Raw genomic sequence first — 19,747 nt, forward strand, 5'->3', positions numbered from 1 at the left:
GACTCTGCTGGAGAAGAGGGCCGACAAGGTGATTGCCAGGCGCTGAGCGCGGCGGCCGCTGAGCAGCCTGCGGTTTGACATGCAATGTCACCGCTTCATGCAGATTGTCTGGGTATGCTCGCGCCCGCGATGCGCGAGTGCGCATCCCATCCAGGGAGAAAACACATGAAGCAGATCTGGTTTGCCGTCGGGTTGTCGGCGGTCGTGGCAGGCGCCCAAGCGGGACAGGATCAATCGACCCGGCTGGTGTCGGAAGGTCTGGATCGGACGACCTCGTCCAGCGCGTTCGGCACGCTGGCCGATCACGGCACCCAGTCCGGCACCGGCGCCGGCGGTGTGACCTTCAAGACCGAGTCCTGGGCTGCCACGTCGGTCAATCCCGGTGCGGTGACCGCATCGACCTTTGCCTCGTTCGACGGCCCGGGAACGGTGTCGTCCACCGCATCGGCGAGCCTCTACGATTTCGTGAGCATCGACAGCGGTACGCCGTCGGAGCTCCTGAAGGTGCGCTACAGCGTGGCCATCTTCGGCGGGACCGGGAGCACGATCGATGCGCAACCCGGCAACTCGAACTTCGGTGGCGAGACCTTCTGGCAGGCGTCCCAGACCTTCGGTCAGAGCACCTCGCGCGCCAGCGCATACACGTGGATCTTCTACGACGGCACCACGCCCACCCAGCTGCCGCCCGGCCAGCCCTCGTCGACCATCGGCCAGGTCTTCACCTTCGAGACCATGATCCGCTCGGGCGCGCGCAGCATGATCGAACTGTCCCTCCAGAGCAGAGTGGCGCTGAACATGCTTGACTACGCCGTGTCGGGCAACGGCGGATCGCTGTTCACGCAAGGGATCTACTGGGGTGGCATCTCGTCAGTCACCCGCGCCGACGGCAGTCTGGTGGACTACACGCTGACGTCCGACTCGGGCACGGACTGGACCCGGTCTTTCGCGCCGGCCGCCGCGGTGCCTGAGCCCTCTGCCGCCTGGATGGCCGTCGCCGGTATCGGCGCCTTGCTGGTGCGTCGCCGGCGCGCCAGTGCGACGCAACCGGCCGGGGTCACGCCAGCCTGTTCGCCGGCCTGATCGCCCGGCGGCGCCGAGGGATCAGCCCTTCAGCGCCGCCTCGATCTTCGCCACGTCGATCTTCTTCATCTCCATCATGGCGTTGAAGGCCCGCTTGGCCGCGGCGCGGTCAGGGCTGTTCAGCGCCTCGGACAGCACGCGGGGCGTGATCTGCCACGAGAGGCCCCACTTGTCCTTGCACCAGCCGCAATCGCTTTCCTGCCCGCCGTTACCGACGATCGCGCTCCACAGCCGGTCCGTCTCCGCCTGGTCATCGGTCGCGACCTGGAACGAGAAGGCCTCGCTGTGCTTGAAGGCCGGGCCGCCGTTGAGGCCGATGCAGGGAATGCCCATCACCGTGAACTCGACGACCAGCACGTCGCCCTCCACGCCGGAGGGGTAGTCGCCCGGCGCGCGGGCGATGCGGCCCACCTTGCTGTCCGGGAACGTCTTCTCGTAGAAGCGCGCGGCTTCCTCGGCATCGCGGTCGTACCAGACGCAGATCGTGTTCTTCGCTTGCATGAGGGTCTCCTTGGGGTTGGTGGGACATCCTATGCACGACGAGCGGTGCGCCGCATTTTCGACACGGTCCTCCGCATGAGGGACACGGTCGCTGTGCGGCGACAGAACACACCCCGCCTGGCGGCCTCGCGCCCTCAGATGCCTCCCGCAGAGACGATGGGACCCGTCGGCTTGCCGGTGCGTGAGCCGCCGCTCGGCTCCAGGCTGACGGCGAAGGCCTGGGTGTCGTCGAGCAGGTTCGCGCGCGTCACGGTGGTCGGCACGTCGCCCGCCGCGATCAGGCCGAGCGAGCGCGGCGCGCCGGCCCTCGGGACGGCCCAGAGCTCCAGTGCGTGAGCGGCGTCGATGACCACCGGCGCCAAGGGCTTGAGCACCAGCGCCCGGCCATCCGCGGACACGCTGGCGACGAAGCCCGTCTTGACGAGCTCGACGCCCTCCGGCGTGCTGCGCAGCACCACCACGATGGGTGCCGCCTCGGGCACGGGCCGGGCCACCATCACGCCCAGCACGACCGAGGCCGCGAGGGCCACGGCGCTGAGGCCTCGCCAGAAGCGCAGCGGGCCGGAGCGACCCTGTGCGGTCGAACGCACTTCCGAACGCACTTCCGAAGGCGAAGGCGAGGTCGATGGTGAGGTCGACGGCGATGCGGCCGACGAGGCCACGACGGCCCCGCCCTCCGCCGCGCCGAAGAGGCGCGTCTGTATCGTCGTCCACACGCGTGGCGGCGGCTCGACCGGAGCCACCTGCCCCGCCAGCAGCTGCAGCCGCGCCGTCCACGCCTCCGTGGCCGCGGCAAGCGCGGGGTGCGCCGGCAGCAGGCGTTCGAAACGGCGGCGCGCGCCGCCTCGCAGCGTGCCCACGGCGTAGTCGGCGGCAAGTCGCTCGGCGCGTTCCGGATGTCCGTAGTCCATCAGATCACCCGGCCCATCTCGCCCAGGCGCCCGGTGGCCCGATCCAGGCAACCGCGCAGGCTCAACAGCCCGCGTCTCACCCAACTCTTCACCGTGCCCAGCGGCTGGCTCATGTGTTCAGCCACCTCGGAATGGGAGAGCCCCTGGTAGTACGCCAGCGCCAGGCTGCTGCGCTGCTCGCCGCTGAGCTGCGACATGCAGCGCTCGAGCGCATGGGCACGGTTCGCATCGTCCAGCAGGTCCAGCGGGCTGGGCTGCTCGCTCGGCATGTGGTCCAGGAGGTCGCGCTCGCCGTCGCCGCCCTCGCCGCCGTCCAGCGCGCCGAAACGGCTGATGGTCGCCGGTTGCGCGGCCCGGCGCCGCAGGCTGTCGATCGCCCGGTGCCGCGCGATCGTCGTGAGCCAGGTCAGCACCCTGCCGTGCGCGACATCGAAGCTCGGCGCCTGCCGCCAGACGGTGATGTAGATCTCCTGCAGCACCTCCTCCGCATGACCGCGGTCGCGGTTGATGCGCAGCACCATGCCGAACAGCGTCGCGCTGGTGGCCCGATAGAGTTCATCGAACGCGCCGCGGTCGGATGACGCCACGCGCGTCATCAGCGCCGCGAGCCGCTCGTCGCGCTCGGCATGGGCGGACGGCGCCGCATCGGCCAGCGGATCGGGACCGGAGTCGTCGGAGGAGGTGGTCATGGCCCCTTCTACGCAGGCGATGCGCATCTGGATCAAAAAGGGGATCAGAGCGGCGTTGGAATGGCTTCGGAAAGGATTCGGAACCGCGTCAGAAGCTGCGGCGCAAGGTCACGCGCAGCGTGCGGGGTTCCGCCGGATGCACGTGGCGATCGGCCACGGCGGCCACCTCGCCCGGGAGTCGGGATTCGTAGAAATACTCGATGTCGTTGACCCGGCGATCGAGCAGGTTGAACACGTCCAGCGTCACCTCCGTCTTCGTCCCGAAGCGCCGGCTCACGCGCAGGTTGGTCGTCAGCGAGGCGCGGGACCGCACGCTGTCGTCTTCGATCAGCGGCGCGCTGCCGAGGTAACGCCATTGCAGGCTGGCCGACCACGGACCCAATTCGCGCACCGTCACGCCGAACGAGGCCACCTTGTCGACGGCATTGGGGATGCGCGCGCCGGAAGGGTCGGCATCCGAGAACCGCGCCCGCGTCCAGGCCAGGTCGGCATCGATCAGCAGCCACGGCATCGGCACGAAACGGTTGTTCCATTCGACGCCGTGCCGCTTGCTGGGCCGGTTGGCTTCGGTCGCGCCGGCATCGCCGACGTAGACCAGCTCGGAATCGAAATCGAGCTTCCACAACGCCAGCGAGCTCTGCAGCCCCGGCACGATCTCGCTGCGCACGCCCAGCTCGTAGCCCTTGGCCTTGACCAGTCCCGGCACCGCGTCCACAGGATCGCCGCTGCGCGGATCGACGCGCGCCGTCACGCCGCGCGCGTCGTTGCTGTGGAAGCCGCGACCGGCGTTGAGGAAGAGCTCCGTGCGCGCCCACGGCCCGAGCACCAGCGACCACTTCGGCGACGTCAGGGTCTGCCGCGCGGAGCCCGAGTTCATCGCGTTGCCGAGGCTGTCGACGCGGAATCGCGCCTGGTCCGCCCGCACGCCGACGACGGTACGCGCCCAGGGCGTGAGCTCCACGCCGAGGTCGCCGTAGACGCTCGCGAGCGTCTCCCGCACCCGATCGTCGCGCGTCGTGCCAATCGTCGTCCGCGCCTGCGTGTCGAAGAGCCCGACCCGCGCGCGGTCCTGGCGCAACTGCACGCCGACTTCACCGCGCCCCGGCAGCCCGCCCAGCGTCGTCTCCACCGCGTGGCTGGCGCTGAAGCCGTAGATCTTGCGGTCGTCCTTCTGCGCGAACTGGTCGCCCGTCTCGGGGCGCTCCATCGCGTAGGTGAAATTGGAGTAGAGCGACAGCCGGTACGCCATCGCGTACGCGGCCACCCGCGTGCTGCGGCCGCCCTTGTCGCAGGACCACTCGCCCGACAGGCTGCTGCGACGGGTGCTGCCTCCGTCGCTCGGATCGATCGCATCGAAGCGGCCGAACGGCCGGCCGTCGAAGCTGCCCGCATCGATGAGACGCTGGGGCACCTGGTCGGTGGACGTCCAGTCGGCGCGGTAGTCCATCAGGCCGATGCGCCAGCGATCGCCGCCCGACGCGCCGGACAGGCTCAGCACGAGGTTGCGTCGGCTCAAGTCCTCGGGCAGCCGCCACGGACCGTCGTTGCCCATCGCCTCGACGGCGCCGAGCAGTTGCACGCCCTCCGCGACACGCGTCGATCCCGCCGCCAGCGCGCGACGGTAGCGTCCTTCGCCCAGCGTCAGGCTGACGAAGGGGGCGTCGAGCTCGCGCAGGTAGTCGATGTCCGCCGACCCCGCGGCGGCGAAGTCGCCGTTGCGGGCGAAGTACGGTCCCTTGCGGTAATCGATGCGCTCGACCAGTTCCGGGATCAGGAAGTTGAGGTCGGCATAGCCCTGCCCGTGGGCGTGGCTCGGCATGTTGACCGGCAGCCCCATCACCGTTGTCGCGAAGTCGGTGCCGTGGTCGAGGTTGAACCCGCGCAGGAAGTACTGGTTCGCCTTTCCGTCGCCGCTGTGCTGCGTGACGATCAGGCCGGGCACGAACTCCAGCACTTCGCCAGGCCGCAGCACCGGCCGACTCTTGAGAAGGCCCGCGCGGATCGTCCCCTGCGAGGCCGCATCGCTGCTGCCGACGCCGTTGTCGTAGTGGCGCCCCTCCACCTCCACGCGTTGCAGCGCGAGGATCTGCGCGGTCGTGGTGTCCGGTTCAGACGCGAGTGCAGAGGCCCACGACGTCATCTGTGCGATGGCCAGCGCGGTCGTCGCCAGGTGAGATGTCTTCATGCGCCCACCCCCAGGAGCTGCAGGTCGAAGAGACGCTCGACCAGCCAGACGATCGCGATCAGCGCCACGATCACGGATCCCGCGCCCAGCACCCATCGCGGATAACCGCGCCAGCGCCGCGCGGCCCACGCCAGCGGCACCAGCACGGCGACGATCGCGAGTTGCCCCGCTTCCACGCCGAGGTTGAACAGCACCAGCGGTGCCGCCAGTTCGGACCGCGCGAGTCCCAGGTCCTTCAGCGCGCTCGCAAAGCCGAAGCCGTGCACCAGCCCGAAAGCGAAGGTGAGCCGCCAGCGCGTCTCCACGAGCACCGGCCGCAGGTTGTTCAGCGCCGCGAGGAGCACGCTCAGCGCGATCAGGCTTTCGACCCAGCGCGACGGCGGGTTGAGCACGTCGAAGACCGCCAGCGCCAGCGTGATCGAATGCGCCACGGTGAAGGCGGTGACCACGCCGAGCACGCGCCACAGCGCCGGCCGCCACGCCGTGTCGGGACGCCACTGCCCCGCCTCGCGCCGCAGCACCGCCGGCAGCAGCAGGACGACGAGGAACAGCACATGGTCCACGCCGATCCAGATGTGATGCACGCCGTCGCGGAAGATGCCCGCCAGGCCCTGCGTCTGGCCGCTGTCCGCTCCGACAGCGCCGGGCTGGCTCGCCGCGGCGTCACTCCCGGCAAGGCCCGCGGCGGTCGCGCGGTCCGGTCCGAGCGGCACGGTCATGCCCGCCGTTCCCGGCGCGACCACGGCGGTCTTCGCCGCCCCGCCCTGGCGCCAGACCAGCACGCCGCGATGCGTCGGGTCGGTCGCCGCGAACAGCCCATAGGACAAGGTGCCGACCGCCGGCGCCCGCCCACAGGTCCACGTCTGCACGAGCACCGCATAGCGGCCGTCGCTGTGCTGCTCCAGCTGCAGCGGCGGGAGCGGCCCGGGTCGGCAGGTGAAGCCCTGGGTGTCGCGGACCTCCAGGCGCACGCTGCGATCCACCAGCGCCTCGATGTCCGCCGCCCGCGATCGCACCTCGCCCCACCGCAGCAGGCCGTCGTCGTCGGCGTCGAGGACCAGATCGCGATCCAGGTCGCGCAGGGCGATGTCGATGCGCAGCGTCGCCGTCGTGTCCGCCACGCGCAGCTGCAGGTAGGCATCGCTGGCCTTGTGGGCCTGCACGATCGACGCGCCCATGACGCCCCCGAGCACGACGAACGCCACGACGACCAGTCGAAGCCACGCGCCCATCCGGGAGCCTGTCATCGCTGCCCCGTTCTTCCGAGCCCCATTGATCCGATTGACCCGAGCACCGTTGATCCGAGCCCAGTTCATCCGAGCGCCGTTCATTCGAGCTCCTTCAGACGCCGGTCTTGCATCGACCGCTCGCGGATGAAGGCTCGAACCGGCTCCGCCGCGTCCGGCCGCTTCGCCGCCCGCGCGGCGCGCAGGAGCAGCACGGCATCCGCCGGCTCGCGCTGTTGAGCCCAGTTCGTCGTGGCCTCCTTCAACGCCAGCGCCGCATCGCCCTGCACGTCCAGCGCGAAGCGCGCCCGCTCCCGCGCGTGGCCGGTGTCGCCGCGCAACGCCGCTGCGTCGAAACGCTGCTGCATCTCGACCGCCGCGCGCGCGGCGCCGGTATCGCCTGACCGCTTCCAGGCGATGGCCAGACGCAGCAGCAGCGCGTCGGGAAGTTGGTCCAATGCCTCCGGCTGTCCGGCGCGCACGATGGCCGTGGCATCCCTCGGACGGCCCGCATCGAGCAGCCAGTCGGCATAGGCCGCGCGGACATAGAGCTCGTCGTCCAGTTGCAACGCCCGCGCATACAGCGGCCCGGCCGTCGCGAGCCCTTGGCGCTCGGCAAGCTCGGCCCGCAGCAGCGCGATCCAGGCATGCGGCGCACCCGGCGCGCGATCGAGCGCCGACAAGCGCTGCGTGGCGGCCGCGTCCCTGCCCTGCAGGCTGTCGAGCTCGGCCAGACAGGCGTGTCCGTGCGACAGCGCCAGCGGCGGCGCCGCCAATCGCTCGCACCCTTGCCTGGCTTCGTCCCAACGGCCGCGCACCTGCAGGATGCCGGCGCGCGTGAGTTCCGCCTGGGCCTGGAGCGCGGCCGGCAGTCCGCCCGCGCCGAGCAGGCGATCGAGTTCCTCCAGCGCCGCATCGAAGTCATGCCGCGCCTGCAGCACCGTCGCCTTGAGCAGGCGCGCCGCGGGCGGCGCGTCGCGATCGTTCCACCAGGGCTGCAACCACGCCTGCGCGGTGCCGAGGTCACGAGGATCACCGTAGCGCCGGCTGCGCTCGATGGCCTCGCGCGCGGCGCGCAGCGCCAGCCCGAGGTCGCGCGGTTGCTGCGCCAGCACCCGCTGCTCGGCGCGCTGGCGCGCGCGCTCTCCCGCCGATCCGGCGCGCAGCGGCAGCCGCTCCACGACCTCGTCGTCCTGACGAGGTGTGAAGGGCTCCGCCCACACCGCCGCGGCGAAGGGGGCCACGCACGCGAGCACGAGGGCTCGCGCGGCCTTCAACTGACGGACACCGGTTCGTCGGTCTCGCTGGCGGGCGGCGTCGTCACGTTGTCGGCCGTCAGCGGCTCCGCGGTCTCGCTGCTCGACTGGGAGGTCGTCAGCGTGAACTGCGTGTAGGCCGCGGAAGACCCGAGCGCGCTGTCGGGCACCGACGTCGGGGTCGCGTCGACCGGCCCGCCGCCGTCACCATCGTCGCCGCCGCCGAAGCAGCCGGCCACCATCGCGGCGGCGGCGATCGCCGTCAGCGCGAGCGCCGGTCGACGCAGGCGCGCCACGCGGGTCCGATCGTGGCGATCGGCAGTCGGGGACGATCTCGAAGAGGATTCGCTCATGATGGTCTCCTCAGTCACTGCGTGCCGCCCAGGGGCGTGTACAGGTAGGGGAAGCCGGGCAGCAGCGGCACCACCGCCTGGTCGACCGCGTCATGCAGCTTGAACGCCGTGGCGCCCAGCGGCACCGCGGCCGGCTTGCACGCCGCGCCGAAGCCCAGCGCGTCGGTGTCGCCGTTGGCCACGCACAGGCCGCCCATCACCGCCACGAGCGAGATGTCGACGATGTCGTCCTTGGGTCGGCGGCCGTTGGGGTAACCCGCGTTGTCGTTGCCCTGCGCGAGCAGGTTGCCGACGATGCCCAGCCGGTTCTGCTGCGCGAAGGGCACGGCCGCGATGGACGTGTTCAACCGGAGCTCCTCCGACGCGACCACGTTCGCGGGCTGGTTCACGCCCTTGATGCCGGTGAGGAAGGTCGTGACCAGGTCGTTGCGCGGCAGGTTGGTCGGCGCGGTGCCCGGCAGGTTGAGCACGGTGGACAGCAGCGCCGGCAGCGTCGGGTGGGTCACGTAGTTGGCGAACTGCGCGTCGTCCTTCGGCCTGGAGGCGTTGAAGCGGTCCTTGTCGGGCAGGCCGATGACGACCTCGTTGACCAGCGGCATGCCCAGGCGCGAGACCTGGACCCAGGCGCCGCCGGCCTTGTCGCTGTTCTGGTGGCCGGGCTTGGGCGCGGGATCGAGGATGCGGGCCTGGCGCATGCTGGCCGAGGTCCAGCCGCCGATCACCGGCTCGGTGCCGGAGACGAGGCAGCTCTTGTGCACCTCCAGCGCGAGCGTGGTGACGTTCTTCCCGTCCAGCGTGTTGGGCGCCGCGTTGATCTGGGCCGGATCGGTGATGACGCCGACCGGCGCGTTGACGAGGTCGAAGATCGTGCCCAGGTTGACCGCGAACGGGTCCTTGCGCTGACCGACGAAGACCTTGGCCGGCTGGCCGCAACCGGGAATCGTGACCGAGTAGATGTGCTTGGCCGCGTAGGCCGCGTAATCGGCGATCGTCTTCTTGCCGATGTTGTCGACCGGCTTGTCGAAGGACGTCCCGCCGCCGCTGGCGTTGACGATGGCCGCGCGCGTGCCGGAGCGGCGGTCGCCGCGCACGACGTCCACGGTGTAGCTCTCGTTGAGGTTGAGCGTGGCGGCCTTCACGTCGGACACGGGGCCGGACTGGATCAGCGGGATCGGCACGCTCTTGTCGCCGATGGTCAGCGCGGTGCCCTTCAAGGAGTTCTTGAACCGGAACTGGAAGGTGATGTCTTCCTTGGCGTCGCCGTTGTTGTCGACGTGGATCTCGTAGAGCGCGTTCGGGTCCAGCGAGAAGTAGTTGGGGCCGCCGTACGGGTCCTGCAGTGGCAGGTAGTTGGCGATGAGCGTGACGTAGTCGGTGCGGCCGGCCTCGTAGCTCATGAACAGGTAGAAGTCGGTCGCATCCGCCTTGGGGACGGTGGTGATGAACGGCGCCTCGCGGTGGCTGGACGCGAAGGCCAGGCCGGCGCACAGCGCGCTCGCGGCGAACAGCCCGACGCGCAGGGGCGTCGATGGGAACTGGGTCATGGAAAGCTCCTCGTTGTTGAGGGAACGATGTGGTGGAGGCGGGCGCGGATCAGCGCCACCCGGGTCCCTTTACGCGGCGGAGTGCGCGTTGGATGCGCCGTCCCCGTCCGTGTCGCGGGTTTGATGTCCACCGCTCCTCCCGGAGGGCAAGGACGCGCCCTGTCAGCCCGTCATCGCGTCAGCGATGGGCGGGACAGGCCCTGCAGGTTTCCGATGAATCCAGAAGTCGACGGGCTGCGTACGCGTCGCGCACGAGGCGCGCGGCGCATGCCCGGTCGTTGCCTGGGCCTGCATTCATCACCGGGGCCGAGGCCTCGGACTTTTTCGGCGGGGAGCTACCGCTTCCGCCCCGTCGCCTTCGACATCCCCTTGATCCCGCCCAGGATCAGATCGATGCCCGCAAGGAAGTCGCCGCGGTCGTCATGGTCCCGCAACTGCGCCGCCACCGATCGCGTGAACGGGTAGTCGCGCTCGTCGAGCGCGGACCACGCGTCCGCCACCTCGCCGAGGAAGTCTTCCCGATCCAGCTCGCGCGTCTGCGCCGAGAGCCGGTTCGCCGCGTTCTGTCCGCCGACGCCGAGGATGTAGTGCAGCAGCGCCGATGTCGCCGACCACTGCCCCGCAGGCGGCGCACCGAGCGCCCTCACCTGCTGTCCGATGCATTCGAGCAGACGCACCGTCGGCAGCGCGCCGGCTGAGTGGAACAGCGCCGAACCGATCCACGGGTGCTCGTCCATCGCGTCGAACATGCCGAGCGCCAGCGCGCGGATCGTGTCCTCCGGCGTCTGCGCTTCCGCATGGACGGCCATCACGCCGGCGATCACGGCGTCGCAGGCGGCGACGATCAGATCGCCCTTGTTCGCGATGTGCCAGTAGATCGCGCCGGGTCCGGTCGCAAGCCGCTCCGACAGCGCGCGGAAGGTCAGCCCGCCCTCCCCGGCGCTGTCGAGCAGTTCGATCGACGCGTCGATGATGCGATCGCGCGAGAGGGAATCCTCGCGCCGTTGAGGCGCACGTGTCTTCTTGACCATGCCGCATCTTGACACAACTGGAACGTCGCTCCATCATCATGGAACGTCATTCCACACATCGGCCTGTTCCCTCCTTGTCGGGCGATGTCACTCCAGCCTGAAGGATTCCAGATGACACGCACGATCGCGATCGTCGGCGCCGGCCTCGGCGGCCTGATGCTCGCCCGGGTACTCCACGTCCACGGCATCCCCTCGACCGTCTACGAGGCGGAAGCCTCCGCCACCGCGCGCACGCAAGGCGGCATGCTCGACATCCACGATGACAGCGGCCAGATCGCCTTGAAGGCCGCGCGGCTGCATGACGGGTTCATCCGCCTCATCCATCCGGGCGGGCAGGCGTCGCGGGTGCTCGACAGCACCGGCGCGGTGCTGCTCGACCAGCCCGACCACGGCAACGGCGGGCGGCCCGAAGTGCGCCGCGGTGAACTCCGTCGCCTGTTGCTGGACTCGCTGCCGGCAGGCACGGTGCAATGGGGTCGCAAGCTGGCATCGGTCACCGCGCTCGGCGGCGGCCGGCATGCAGTGAGCTTCGCCGACGGATCTACGACGATGACGGATCTGCTCGTCGGCGCCGACGGGGCCTGGTCGAAAGTCCGCCCCCTGCTCTCCGACGCGAAGCCCGCGTACATCGGCACGACCTTCGTCGAGACCCATCTGTCCGATGCGGATGTCCGCCATCCCGCGAGCGCGCAGGCGGTCGGCGGCGGTACCTTCTTCGCGATGGCGCCGGGCAAGGGCCTCTTCGCGCACCGCGAGCCGGACGGCGTGCTGCACACGTATGTGGCGCTGCGCAAGCCGATGGCCTGGGTCTCCGAGATCGAAGCCGCCGGGCCCGCCGCCGCACGGCATCGCGTGGCCGTGGAATTCGAGGGCTGGGATCCGGCGCTCACCGCGCTCATCACCGATGGCGAAACCGATCCGGTGCTGCGGCCGATCCATGCGCTGCCCTCAGATCATCGATGGGCGCGCCTTCCCGGCGTGACGCTGCTCGGCGACGCGGCGCATCTGATGGCCCCGGCGGGCGATGGCGCGAATCTCGCGATGCTCGACGGCGCCGAGCTCGGTGCATCGATCGCCGGGCATTCCGATGATCTCGAAGCGGCGCTCGCGGCCTATGAGGAGAAGCTCTTCCCCCGCAGCGCCGCGGCGGCGGCGGGGGCGGTCGAGGTGCTCGACGCCTGCCTCGGCGACGAGGCGCCGCACAGCCTGGTGCGCTTCTTCGACCAGGCTCAGCTGGCCGCCCGGCGGTGAAGCGTCAACGGGTGGAGTCGGTGTTCACCGGGACGGCCCGCTCAAGCATGGCGTGCAGCAGCACATTGCAGCCCGCCGTGATGTGCTCGGGCTTGGCATCCTCGATCTCGTTGTGGCTGATGCCGTCCTTGCAGGGGATGAAGATCATGCCCGTCGGCGCGAGTCTCGACATGTAGACGGCGTCATGCCCCGCTCCGGAGACCGTGGGCATGCTGGAATAACCGAGCTGTTCAGCGGCACGCGCCACGGCATCGATGCAATCCTGGTGGAAGCCGATGGCCGAGTAGCTCGACACCATCTCGATCTTCACCTCCACGCCGTGCTCCGACGCCACCTGCGCGGCGAAGGACTTCACCTCCTCGACCATCTGGTCGACCAGCGCGTCCGTCGCATTGCGCAGGTCGATGCTGAACTTCACCCTGCCCGGGATCACATTGCGACTGTTCGGAAAGACCTGCACCATGCCGACGGTGCCGCGGCCGTGCGGCGGATGGCGGTGCGCGGCGGTCACCACGTCCTGCATGATGCGCGTGGCGGCCAGGAGCGCGTCCTTGCGCAGCGCCATCGGCGTGGGGCCGGCGTGCGCCTCCATGCCGGTGACGGTGCAGTCGAACCAGCGGATGCCCAGCACGCCCTGCACCACGCCGATGGTCTTGTCGTTGTCCTCCAGCACCGGCCCCTGCTCGATGTGGGTCTCGAAATAGGCGCCCATCGGATGGTCGCCGGGTTCCTGCTCGCCGATGTAGCCGATGCGCTCGAGCTCGCCGCGCACGGTCTTGCCTTCGATGTCGGTGGCGGCGTACGCATGGTCGAGCGTGAACGCCTTGGCGAACACGCCCGAGCCCATCATGACCGGCACGAAGCGGGAGCCTTCCTCGTTCGTCCAGAAGGCGACCTCGATCGGCGCCTCGGTCTCGATGCCGTGGTCATTGAGCGTCCGCACCACCTCCAGCCCGGCCAGCACCCCGTAGTTGCCGTCGAACTTCCCGCCCGTGGGCTGCGTGTCGATGTGACTGCCGGTCATGATGGGCGCCAGCGCGTTGTTGCGGCCCGGGCGGCGCATGAAGGCGTTGCCGATCTTGTCGATGGTGACCGTCATGCCGGCCTCTCGCGCCCAGCGGAGGACCAGGTCGCGGCCGTCCCGGTCGAGGTCGGTCAGCGTCAGGCGGCACACGCCGCCCTTGGGCGTGGCGCCGATCTTCGCGAGCGCCATCAGCGACTCCCAGAGGCGCTCGCCGTTGACGCGAAGCGCGTCCAGTTGGGTGGGTGTCTTCATGTCCATCGCAAACCCCCTTCTCATCGCACCACGGCAGTCGGCGCGAGATCTTGCGCGCGCGCCTGCACGGCCTTGAAGTTGGGACCGAAGGGAGGGCGCTTGAGGTAGCGGCCCTTCCCCTGCTCGGCCCGCAGATCGCCGTTCGCGTAGACGAGCCGGCCCTGGGAGATCGTGTGACTCGGCACGCCGCGCACCGTGCGGCCCTCGAAGATGTTGAAGTCGTTGCGGCTGTGGTGGGTCTTGGCGGAAAGCGTCTTCGTGCCCTGCGGGTCCCAGAGCACCAGGTCGGCATCGGCGCCTTCCGCGATCACGCCCTTTTGCGGATAGAGGTTGAACAGCCTGGCGCAGTTGGTCGAGGTGATCGCGACGAATTCGCTCGGCGTGAGCCGGCCGGTGTTGACGCCCGCATCCCAGATCACGGCCATGCGTTCCTCGATGCCGCCGCAACCGTTGGGGATCCTGGCGAAGTTGTCCTTGCCCGCGGCCTTCTGCCCGGCGCAGAAGGTGCAGTGGTCCGTCGCCGTGGTGTGGAGCTGGCCGCTCTGCAGGCCGCGCCAGAGGAACTCCTGATGGATCTTGGGTCGGAACGGCGGACTCATCACATAGGCCGCGGCGGTGGCGAAGTCGGGGTGCCGGTAGACGCTGTCGTCGATCAGCAGATGGCCCGCCAACACCTCGCCGTAGACGCGCTGCCCGCGCGCACGAGCGCGGGCGATGGCCTCGGCGGCCTCGATGCAGGAGACATGGACGATGTAGATCGGCACCCCGAGCACATCGGCGATCGCGATGGCGCGGTTGGCGGCTTCGCCCTCGACCATCGGCGGGCGCGAGAGCGGGTGCCCCTCGGGCCCGGTGATGCCCATCTTGGCCACCTCCTGCTGGAGCAGGTAGACGAGTTCGCCGTTCTCGGCGTGCACGGTGGGCATGGCGCCGAGCTCCAGCGCGCGGCGAAAGCTGTTCACCAGCGTCTCGTCGTCGCACATGATGGCGTTCTTGTAGGCCATGAAGTGCTTGAAGCTGTTGATGCCCTCCTCGGCCACGAGCCGGCCCATGTCGGCATGCACGCTCTCGCTCCACCAGGTGACGGCCACGTGGAAGCCATAGTCGGCGGCGGACTTCCCGGCCCATTCGCGCCATTGCCGGTAGGCCTCCATCAGGGGCTGCTGCGGATTGGGGATGACGAAGTCGATGATGCTGGTGGTGCCGCCGGCCAGGCCCGCGGCGGTGCCACTGAAGAAGTCGTCCTGCGTCACCGTGCCCATGAAGGGCAGCTGCATGTGGGTGTGCGGATCGATGCCGCCGGGCAGCAGGTACTGGCCGGCACCGTCGAGCCGCTCGCAGCCGGACGGCGCCTCGCGTGCGGCGGCGGCGCCCACGGCCGCGATGCGGCCCTCCACGCAGAGCACGTCGGCCCGGGTTTCGCAGTCGGCGTTGACCACGGTCGCGCCGTGGATGAGCAAGGCGTTGTTCATCTCGACATCTCCTCAGGCATTGGCCGGTACCGGCGTTGCGCGCGCGCCCATGGCCACGCGATAGACCACCGCCGCGATCGCCATGCCGACGAACCAGGCGTAGGTGTAGATCAGCTTGAAGGGCTCCGCCACATCGCCGAACCGCGCCGGCAGCGCCGCGTTCAGGAAGCCCGGGAGATTGGGCAGGACACCGAGCACGAAGGCCAGCAGCGCGGCCCGGTTCCAGCCCGAGCCGTAGCTGTAGCGCCCGCCCTCGCGGTAAAGGTCGTCGACCTGCAGCTCGGTGCGCCGGATCAGGTAGTAGTCGACGATCAGGATGCCGGCCACGGGACCGAGCAGCGCCGAGTAGCCGATCAGCCAGGTGAAGATGTAGCCCTGCGTCGACTCGAGGATCTTCCAGGGCATCATGGCCAGCGCCAGGCCGGCGGTGATGAAGCCGCCGGTGCGGTACGAGATTCGCCGGGGCGCCAGCGCCGAGAAGTCGAAGGCCGGGCCGACGAGGTTGGCCGCGAGGTTCACGCTCACGGTGTCGATCAGCAGCACGATCAGCGCGATCAGCACGGCCGCGCCCGTCATGCGGCTGGCCAGGTCCACCGGGTCCCAGATCGCCTTGCCGAAGATGACCACCGTGGCCGAGGTCACGATCACCGCCAGCGCGGCGAGCAGGCCCATCGGCGCCGGCAGGCCGATGGCCTGGCCGACGAACTGGTCGCGCTGCGATCTGGCGAAGCGCGTGAAGTCGGGGATGTTCAGCGCCAGCGTGGCCCAGAAACCGACCATGGCCGTGAGCGAGGGCCAGAACACGGCCCAGAACTGCCCGGCCTTCCTGCCGCCGTCGACGAACTGCGAGGGCTGGTCGAGGATCGGTCCGAAGCCCCCCGCACGCTGCCACGCCCAGCCCAGCAGCACGAAGCAGATCGCGATCTTGATCGGCGCCGTGTAGGTCTCCAGCTTGCGGATTGATTCGATGCCGTGGACGATGAAGTAGAACTGCAACCCCCAGAACGCCAGGAAGCACACGAGCTGTCCGGCCGTGATGCCCAGGCCCGGCAACGGATCGGCGTCGAGCGGGCGGCCCAGGATCGTGCCGATGAGCGTGTAGATCATCATGCCGCCGAACCAGGTCTGGATCCCGTACCAGCCGCAGGCCACCAGGGCCCGCAGCAGCGCCGGCAGCCGCGCGCCGCGCGTGCCGAAGGACGCCCGGGCCAGCACCGCGTAGGGGATGCCGTGCTTGGCACCCGCGTGGCCGATCAGCAGCATCGGGATCAGCACGATGAAGTTGCCGAGAAACACGGTCAGCACGGCCTGCCGCCAGGACATGCCGGCCTCGATCAGTCCCGCCGCCAGCGTGTAGGCGGGAATGCACATCACCATGCCCACCCACAGCGCGGCGAAGTGGTACCAGCGCCAGGTGCGCTGCTCCGGCCGGGTGGGCGCCAGGTCGGCGTTGGAGAGCTGATCGTTGCCCGGCGTGTTCATGCGGCCCCCTGCACGGTCTCGGGCGCGCTCGCGCACTGGCTGCCCGGGTTGTTCGGGTGCGTCGTCCAGTTGGCGTAGGTACCGGTGACCGGCTGGCCGGTACGACGATCGATCTCGCCGGGCTTGAGCGCGCGCATAGTGATCGTGTCGGGCACCGGGCAGATGGAGACGCACAGGTTGCAGCCCACGCACTCCTCGTCCTTGACCTCGAAGTGGCGCCTGCCGTCCTTCGTCGCGCTGATCGCCTGGTGCGAGGTGTCTTCGCAGACCACGTGGCAGCGACCGCACTGGATGCAGCTGTCCTGGTTGATGACGGCCTTCTCCACGTGGTTGAGGTTCAGGGCGTTCCAGTCCTTCACCGTCGGCGTGGCGCGGCCCCGCAGTTCCTCCACGGATCGCATGCCGCGCGAATCGAGGTAGTTGGACAGCCCGTCGCACAGGTCCTGCACGATCTTGAAGCCGTAGACCATGGCCGCGGTGCAGACCTGCACATTGCCGGCGCCGAGGGCGATGAACTCCGCCGCGTCCCGCCAGGTGGTGATGCCGCCGATGCCGGAGATGGGCAGGCCGGCGGTCAGCGGATCGCGGGCGATCTCGGCCACCATGTTCAGCGCGATGGGCTTGACCGCCGGGCCGCAGTAGCCGCCGTGCGAACCCCAGCCGTCGGTGCTGGGCAGCATGGCGAGGCGATCCAGGTCCACGCCCATGATGGAGTTGATCGTGTTGATCAGGCTGACGGCATCCGCGCCGCCCGCCTTGGCCGCACGCGCCGGGTGGCGCACGTCGGTGATGTTGGGCGTGAGCTTCACGATGGTGGGCAGCCGGGAGTAGTGCTTGCACCACTCGGCAATGCGCTGGATGTACTCGGGCACCTGGCCGACGGCCGCGCCCATGCCGCGCTCGCTCATGCCGTGCGGGCAGCCGAAGTTGAGCTCGATCCCGTCGGCGCCCACGTCTTCCACCATGGGCAGGATGCGCTTCCAGGCCATCTCGTCCACGGGCACCATCAGCGAGACGACCATGGCACGGTCCGGCCAGGCGCGCTTGACGCGGGCGATCTCCTCGAGGTTGGTGCGCAGCGGCCGGTCGGTGATCAGCTCGATGTTGTTCAGGCCGATGACACGGCGGTCCTGCGACATCAGCGTGGCGTAGCGCGGGCCGCTCACGTTGACCACGGGCGGATCCTCGCCCAGCGTCTTCCACACCACGCCGCCCCAGCCGGCTTCGAACGCGCGGGTGACGTTGATCTCCTTGTCGGTCGGCGGCGCGGACGCCAGCCAGAACGGGTTGGGGCTCTTGATGCCCGCGAAAGTGGTGGTGAGATCAGCCACGGTGGACCTCCTGGGGGCGTGCCGGGGAACTGCCGGCCGCGTCGCGCAGCGCGGCGTCGATGGACACGGCCGCGCGCTTGCCGTGCTCGACGGCTTCCACCGTCAGATCGCGGCCGCCGTGGCGGCAATCGCCGCCGGCCCAGACCCGCGGGTGGCTGGTGCGCCCGTCGTCGTCCGTGCCGATGCGTCCGCCGACGAGCGTGATCGCGGCGCCGACGGGCTCCGCGACGAAGGTCTGGCCGATGGCCTTGAGCACCATGTCGGCGGCGAGCGTGAAGGCCTCGCCGGTCTCCACGAGCTGGCCGCCCTGCTCCGCCGTGGCGGCAAAGCGCACGCCGATGACCCGCCCGCTGTCGCCCAGCACCGCCGTGGGCTTCGCCCAATGACGCACCGTGACACCGTTGGTCTGCGCCCAACGCACCTCGACGTCGGAGGCGGAGAGCGACTCCGGCCCGCGCCGGTAGACCATCGTCACTTCTTCGGCGCCCAGCAGGCGGGCCTGCACCGCCGCGTCCACCGCCGTCATGCCGCCCCCGATGACGACGACGCGCCGGCCGACCGGCACCTGCGCGGGATCGCTCTGGCGCAGCTCGGCGATGAAGTCCACCGCGGCGCGCAGGCCGTCCAGCGGCGGCTCCTCGATGCCCAGCGCGTTCACCCCCGCCAGGCCCATGCCGAGGAAGACCGCGTCGAAGCCCGCGAGCAGCTCGTCGAGCGTGAAGTCACGGCCGAGCTGCTGTCCGCAGCGCGGCTCGATGCCACCGATGGACAGCAGCCAGTCGATCTCCTGTTGCGCGAAGTCGCCCGCCGTCTTGTACGTGGCCAGGCCGTACTCGTTGAGTCCGCCCAGCTTGGGCTGGGCGTCGAAGAGCACCACCGCGTGGCCGCGTCGCGCCAGGCCGTGCGCGCAGGCCAGGCCTGCCGGGCCCGCGCCGACGACGGCCACGCGCCGGCCGGTCACGGCGGCACGTGTGAACAGCGGCGCGCCGGGCGCCGAGAAGTGAGCATCCGTCGCGTAGCGCTGCAGGCGGCCGATCTCCACCGGCTTGTCCTCGTTCCTGTCTCGCACGCAGGCCTGCTCGCACAGGACCTCGGTCGGACAGACCCGCGCGCACAGGCCGCCCAGCGGGTTGGCCTCCAGTATGGCGCGCGCCGCGCCGCGGAGGTTGTCCTGCGCGATGCGCTGGATGAAGGTCGGGATGTCGATGCCGGTGGGACAGGCCGCGATGCAGGGCGCATCGAAGCAGTAGTAGCAGCGCTCGGCCTCGATCAGCGCCTGCACGCGGGTCAGCGCGGGGTGGGCGTCGCCGAAGTTGCGGGCGTAGGCGGCGGCATCGAGCCGTCCGGCGCGGATCCCGCCCGGAGGGCTGTCGTCCGATGTGTGTGGCGATGGCTCGTTCGTCATCTCGACCTCATCCGTTGGCGGTCAGTACGGCGGCGATATTTACTGAGAAGTAAAAAATTGACCATCGCGTAAAAACCCGATGAAGACGTCCTGGGGCGTTGCCGCCCACAATCGGTGCATGGAGAAACAGTTGCAGACACCGCCGCGCAAGGTCAGTGCGGCCCGCATCCGGAAGCAGTCGCAGATCCTGGCCGAGGCCGAGCAGCAGTTCGCGCGCTTCGGGTTCGAGGGCGTCTCGCTCGACAGCATTGCCGCGGCGCTGTCGATCAGCCGGCAGAACATGCTGTACTACTACGCGAGCAAGGAGGAGCTGTACGGTGCCGTGCTCGACAGCGTGCTGGCGTCCTGGCTCGAGAGCATGGACACCTTGGCCAGGGAGCACGAGCCCGAGTCGGCGATCAGCGCCTACATTCGCGCCAAGCTGCGTTTCTCACGCGAGCGTCCGGGCGGCTCGGCGGTCTTCACGCGCGAAGTCATGGCCGGTGCGCCGCGCTACGCCGACAAGCTCGCCAAGAGCGTCGTGCCGCATCTGCGCGCGAATGTGCGCACCTTCGAGCGCTGGGCCAAGCAGGGCCTGGTGGCGCGCGTGGACTTCACGCACCTGATGTTCCTGATCTGGTCCTCGACCCAGGCCTATGCCGACCTGGGCCCCCAGTTCGCCGTGGTGATGGGCAAGCGGCAGTTGTCGGAGGGCGACTTCGATGCCGCCCATGCCTTGATCACGAGTGTGGTGATGAAGAGCCTGCGCGGCTGA

At 69.7% G+C, this 19,747-nt stretch carries 17 protein-coding genes; 3 read left to right on the plus strand and 14 right to left on the minus strand.

Going from position 1 to position 19,747, the window contains the following annotated elements; all coding sequences use genetic code 11:
* Positions 1–165: 165 nt before the first annotated feature.
* Positions 166–1,080 (plus strand): hypothetical protein, encoded by a 915-nt coding sequence (locus AC1VNM_RS08995; RefSeq protein WP_483106651.1) that lies wholly within the window; start codon positions 166–168, stop codon positions 1,078–1,080.
* Between the two features lie 21 nt (positions 1,081–1,101).
* Here AC1VNM_RS08995 and AC1VNM_RS09000 read toward each other — a convergent pair whose 3' ends face one another.
* The 9 genes from AC1VNM_RS09000 to AC1VNM_RS09040 all read right to left on the minus strand — a co-directional run bounded on the left by AC1VNM_RS09000 (position 1,102) and on the right by AC1VNM_RS09040 (position 10,776).
* The gene (locus AC1VNM_RS09000; RefSeq protein WP_483106652.1) at positions 1,102–1,581 is read right to left on the minus strand and encodes a VOC family protein; all 480 of its coding nucleotides are present in this window, start codon (positions 1,579–1,581) and stop codon (positions 1,102–1,104) included.
* A 134-nt stretch (positions 1,582–1,715) separates the two neighbouring features.
* Positions 1,716–2,492, minus strand: a complete 777-nt coding sequence (locus AC1VNM_RS09005) for an anti-sigma factor (RefSeq protein ID WP_483106653.1) — start codon at positions 2,490–2,492, stop codon at positions 1,716–1,718.
* On the minus strand, positions 2,492–3,181 hold the full coding sequence (locus AC1VNM_RS09010) for a sigma-70 family RNA polymerase sigma factor (protein WP_483106654.1): 690 nt from the start codon (positions 3,179–3,181) through the stop codon (positions 2,492–2,494). Before AC1VNM_RS09010 ends, AC1VNM_RS09005 begins: the two co-directional genes overlap by 1 nt.
* 88 nt (positions 3,182–3,269) lie before the next feature.
* Positions 3,270–5,366: a TonB-dependent receptor gene (locus AC1VNM_RS09015; RefSeq protein ID WP_483106655.1), complete on the minus strand. Its 2,097-nt coding sequence runs from the start codon at positions 5,364–5,366 to the stop codon at positions 3,270–3,272.
* Positions 5,363–6,613: a HupE/UreJ family protein gene (locus tag AC1VNM_RS09020; RefSeq protein ID WP_483106656.1), complete on the minus strand. Its 1,251-nt coding sequence runs from the start codon at positions 6,611–6,613 to the stop codon at positions 5,363–5,365. Before AC1VNM_RS09020 ends, AC1VNM_RS09015 begins: the two co-directional genes overlap by 4 nt.
* 80 nt (positions 6,614–6,693) lie before the next feature.
* Entirely contained in the window at positions 6,694–7,836 is a 1,143-nt protein-coding gene (locus AC1VNM_RS09025) for a hypothetical protein (RefSeq protein WP_483106657.1), read from the minus strand.
* A 29-nt stretch (positions 7,837–7,865) separates the two neighbouring features.
* On the minus strand, positions 7,866–8,201 hold the full coding sequence (locus AC1VNM_RS09030) for a hypothetical protein (RefSeq protein ID WP_483106658.1): 336 nt from the start codon (positions 8,199–8,201) through the stop codon (positions 7,866–7,868).
* A 14-nt stretch (positions 8,202–8,215) separates the two neighbouring features.
* The gene (locus tag AC1VNM_RS09035) at positions 8,216–9,745 is read right to left on the minus strand and encodes a DUF4331 domain-containing protein (RefSeq protein ID WP_483106659.1); all 1,530 of its coding nucleotides are present in this window, start codon (positions 9,743–9,745) and stop codon (positions 8,216–8,218) included.
* Between the two features lie 335 nt (positions 9,746–10,080).
* The gene (locus AC1VNM_RS09040) at positions 10,081–10,776 is read right to left on the minus strand and encodes a TetR/AcrR family transcriptional regulator (protein WP_483106660.1); all 696 of its coding nucleotides are present in this window, start codon (positions 10,774–10,776) and stop codon (positions 10,081–10,083) included.
* A gap of 111 nt (positions 10,777–10,887) precedes the next feature.
* Between AC1VNM_RS09040 and AC1VNM_RS09045 the strand changes: the two genes are divergently transcribed.
* On the plus strand, positions 10,888–12,027 hold the full coding sequence (locus AC1VNM_RS09045) for an FAD-dependent oxidoreductase (protein WP_483106661.1): 1,140 nt from the start codon (positions 10,888–10,890) through the stop codon (positions 12,025–12,027).
* Between the two features lie 4 nt (positions 12,028–12,031).
* On the opposite strand, the gene AC1VNM_RS09050 is transcribed toward AC1VNM_RS09045, so the two are convergent.
* The 5 genes from AC1VNM_RS09050 to AC1VNM_RS09070 are packed head-to-tail and all read right to left on the minus strand — an operon-like array spanning position 12,032 to position 18,993.
* Complete coding sequence (locus AC1VNM_RS09050) at positions 12,032–13,309, minus strand: Zn-dependent hydrolase (RefSeq protein ID WP_483106662.1); 1,278 nt, start codon at positions 13,307–13,309, stop codon at positions 12,032–12,034.
* Between the two features lie 14 nt (positions 13,310–13,323).
* Positions 13,324–14,775, minus strand: a complete 1,452-nt coding sequence (hydA, locus tag AC1VNM_RS09055; RefSeq protein ID WP_377154699.1) for a dihydropyrimidinase — start codon at positions 14,773–14,775, stop codon at positions 13,324–13,326.
* A gap of 12 nt (positions 14,776–14,787) precedes the next feature.
* Complete coding sequence (locus AC1VNM_RS09060) at positions 14,788–16,257, minus strand: NCS1 family nucleobase:cation symporter-1 (protein WP_483106663.1); 1,470 nt, start codon at positions 16,255–16,257, stop codon at positions 14,788–14,790.
* Complete coding sequence (gene preA / locus AC1VNM_RS09065) at positions 16,254–17,588, minus strand: NAD-dependent dihydropyrimidine dehydrogenase subunit PreA (RefSeq protein ID WP_483106664.1); 1,335 nt, start codon at positions 17,586–17,588, stop codon at positions 16,254–16,256. Before preA ends, AC1VNM_RS09060 begins: the two co-directional genes overlap by 4 nt.
* Entirely contained in the window at positions 17,581–18,993 is a 1,413-nt protein-coding gene (locus tag AC1VNM_RS09070) for an NAD(P)-dependent oxidoreductase (protein WP_483106665.1), read from the minus strand. The genes preA and AC1VNM_RS09070 overlap by 8 nt, the downstream gene beginning before the upstream one ends.
* A 118-nt stretch (positions 18,994–19,111) precedes the next feature.
* On the opposite strand from AC1VNM_RS09070, the gene AC1VNM_RS09075 reads away from it, so the two are divergent.
* Positions 19,112–19,747 (plus strand): TetR family transcriptional regulator C-terminal domain-containing protein, encoded by a 636-nt coding sequence (locus AC1VNM_RS09075; RefSeq protein WP_483106666.1) that lies wholly within the window; start codon positions 19,112–19,114, stop codon positions 19,745–19,747.

Source organism: Mitsuaria sp. MSU3D, from assembly GCF_056867975.1.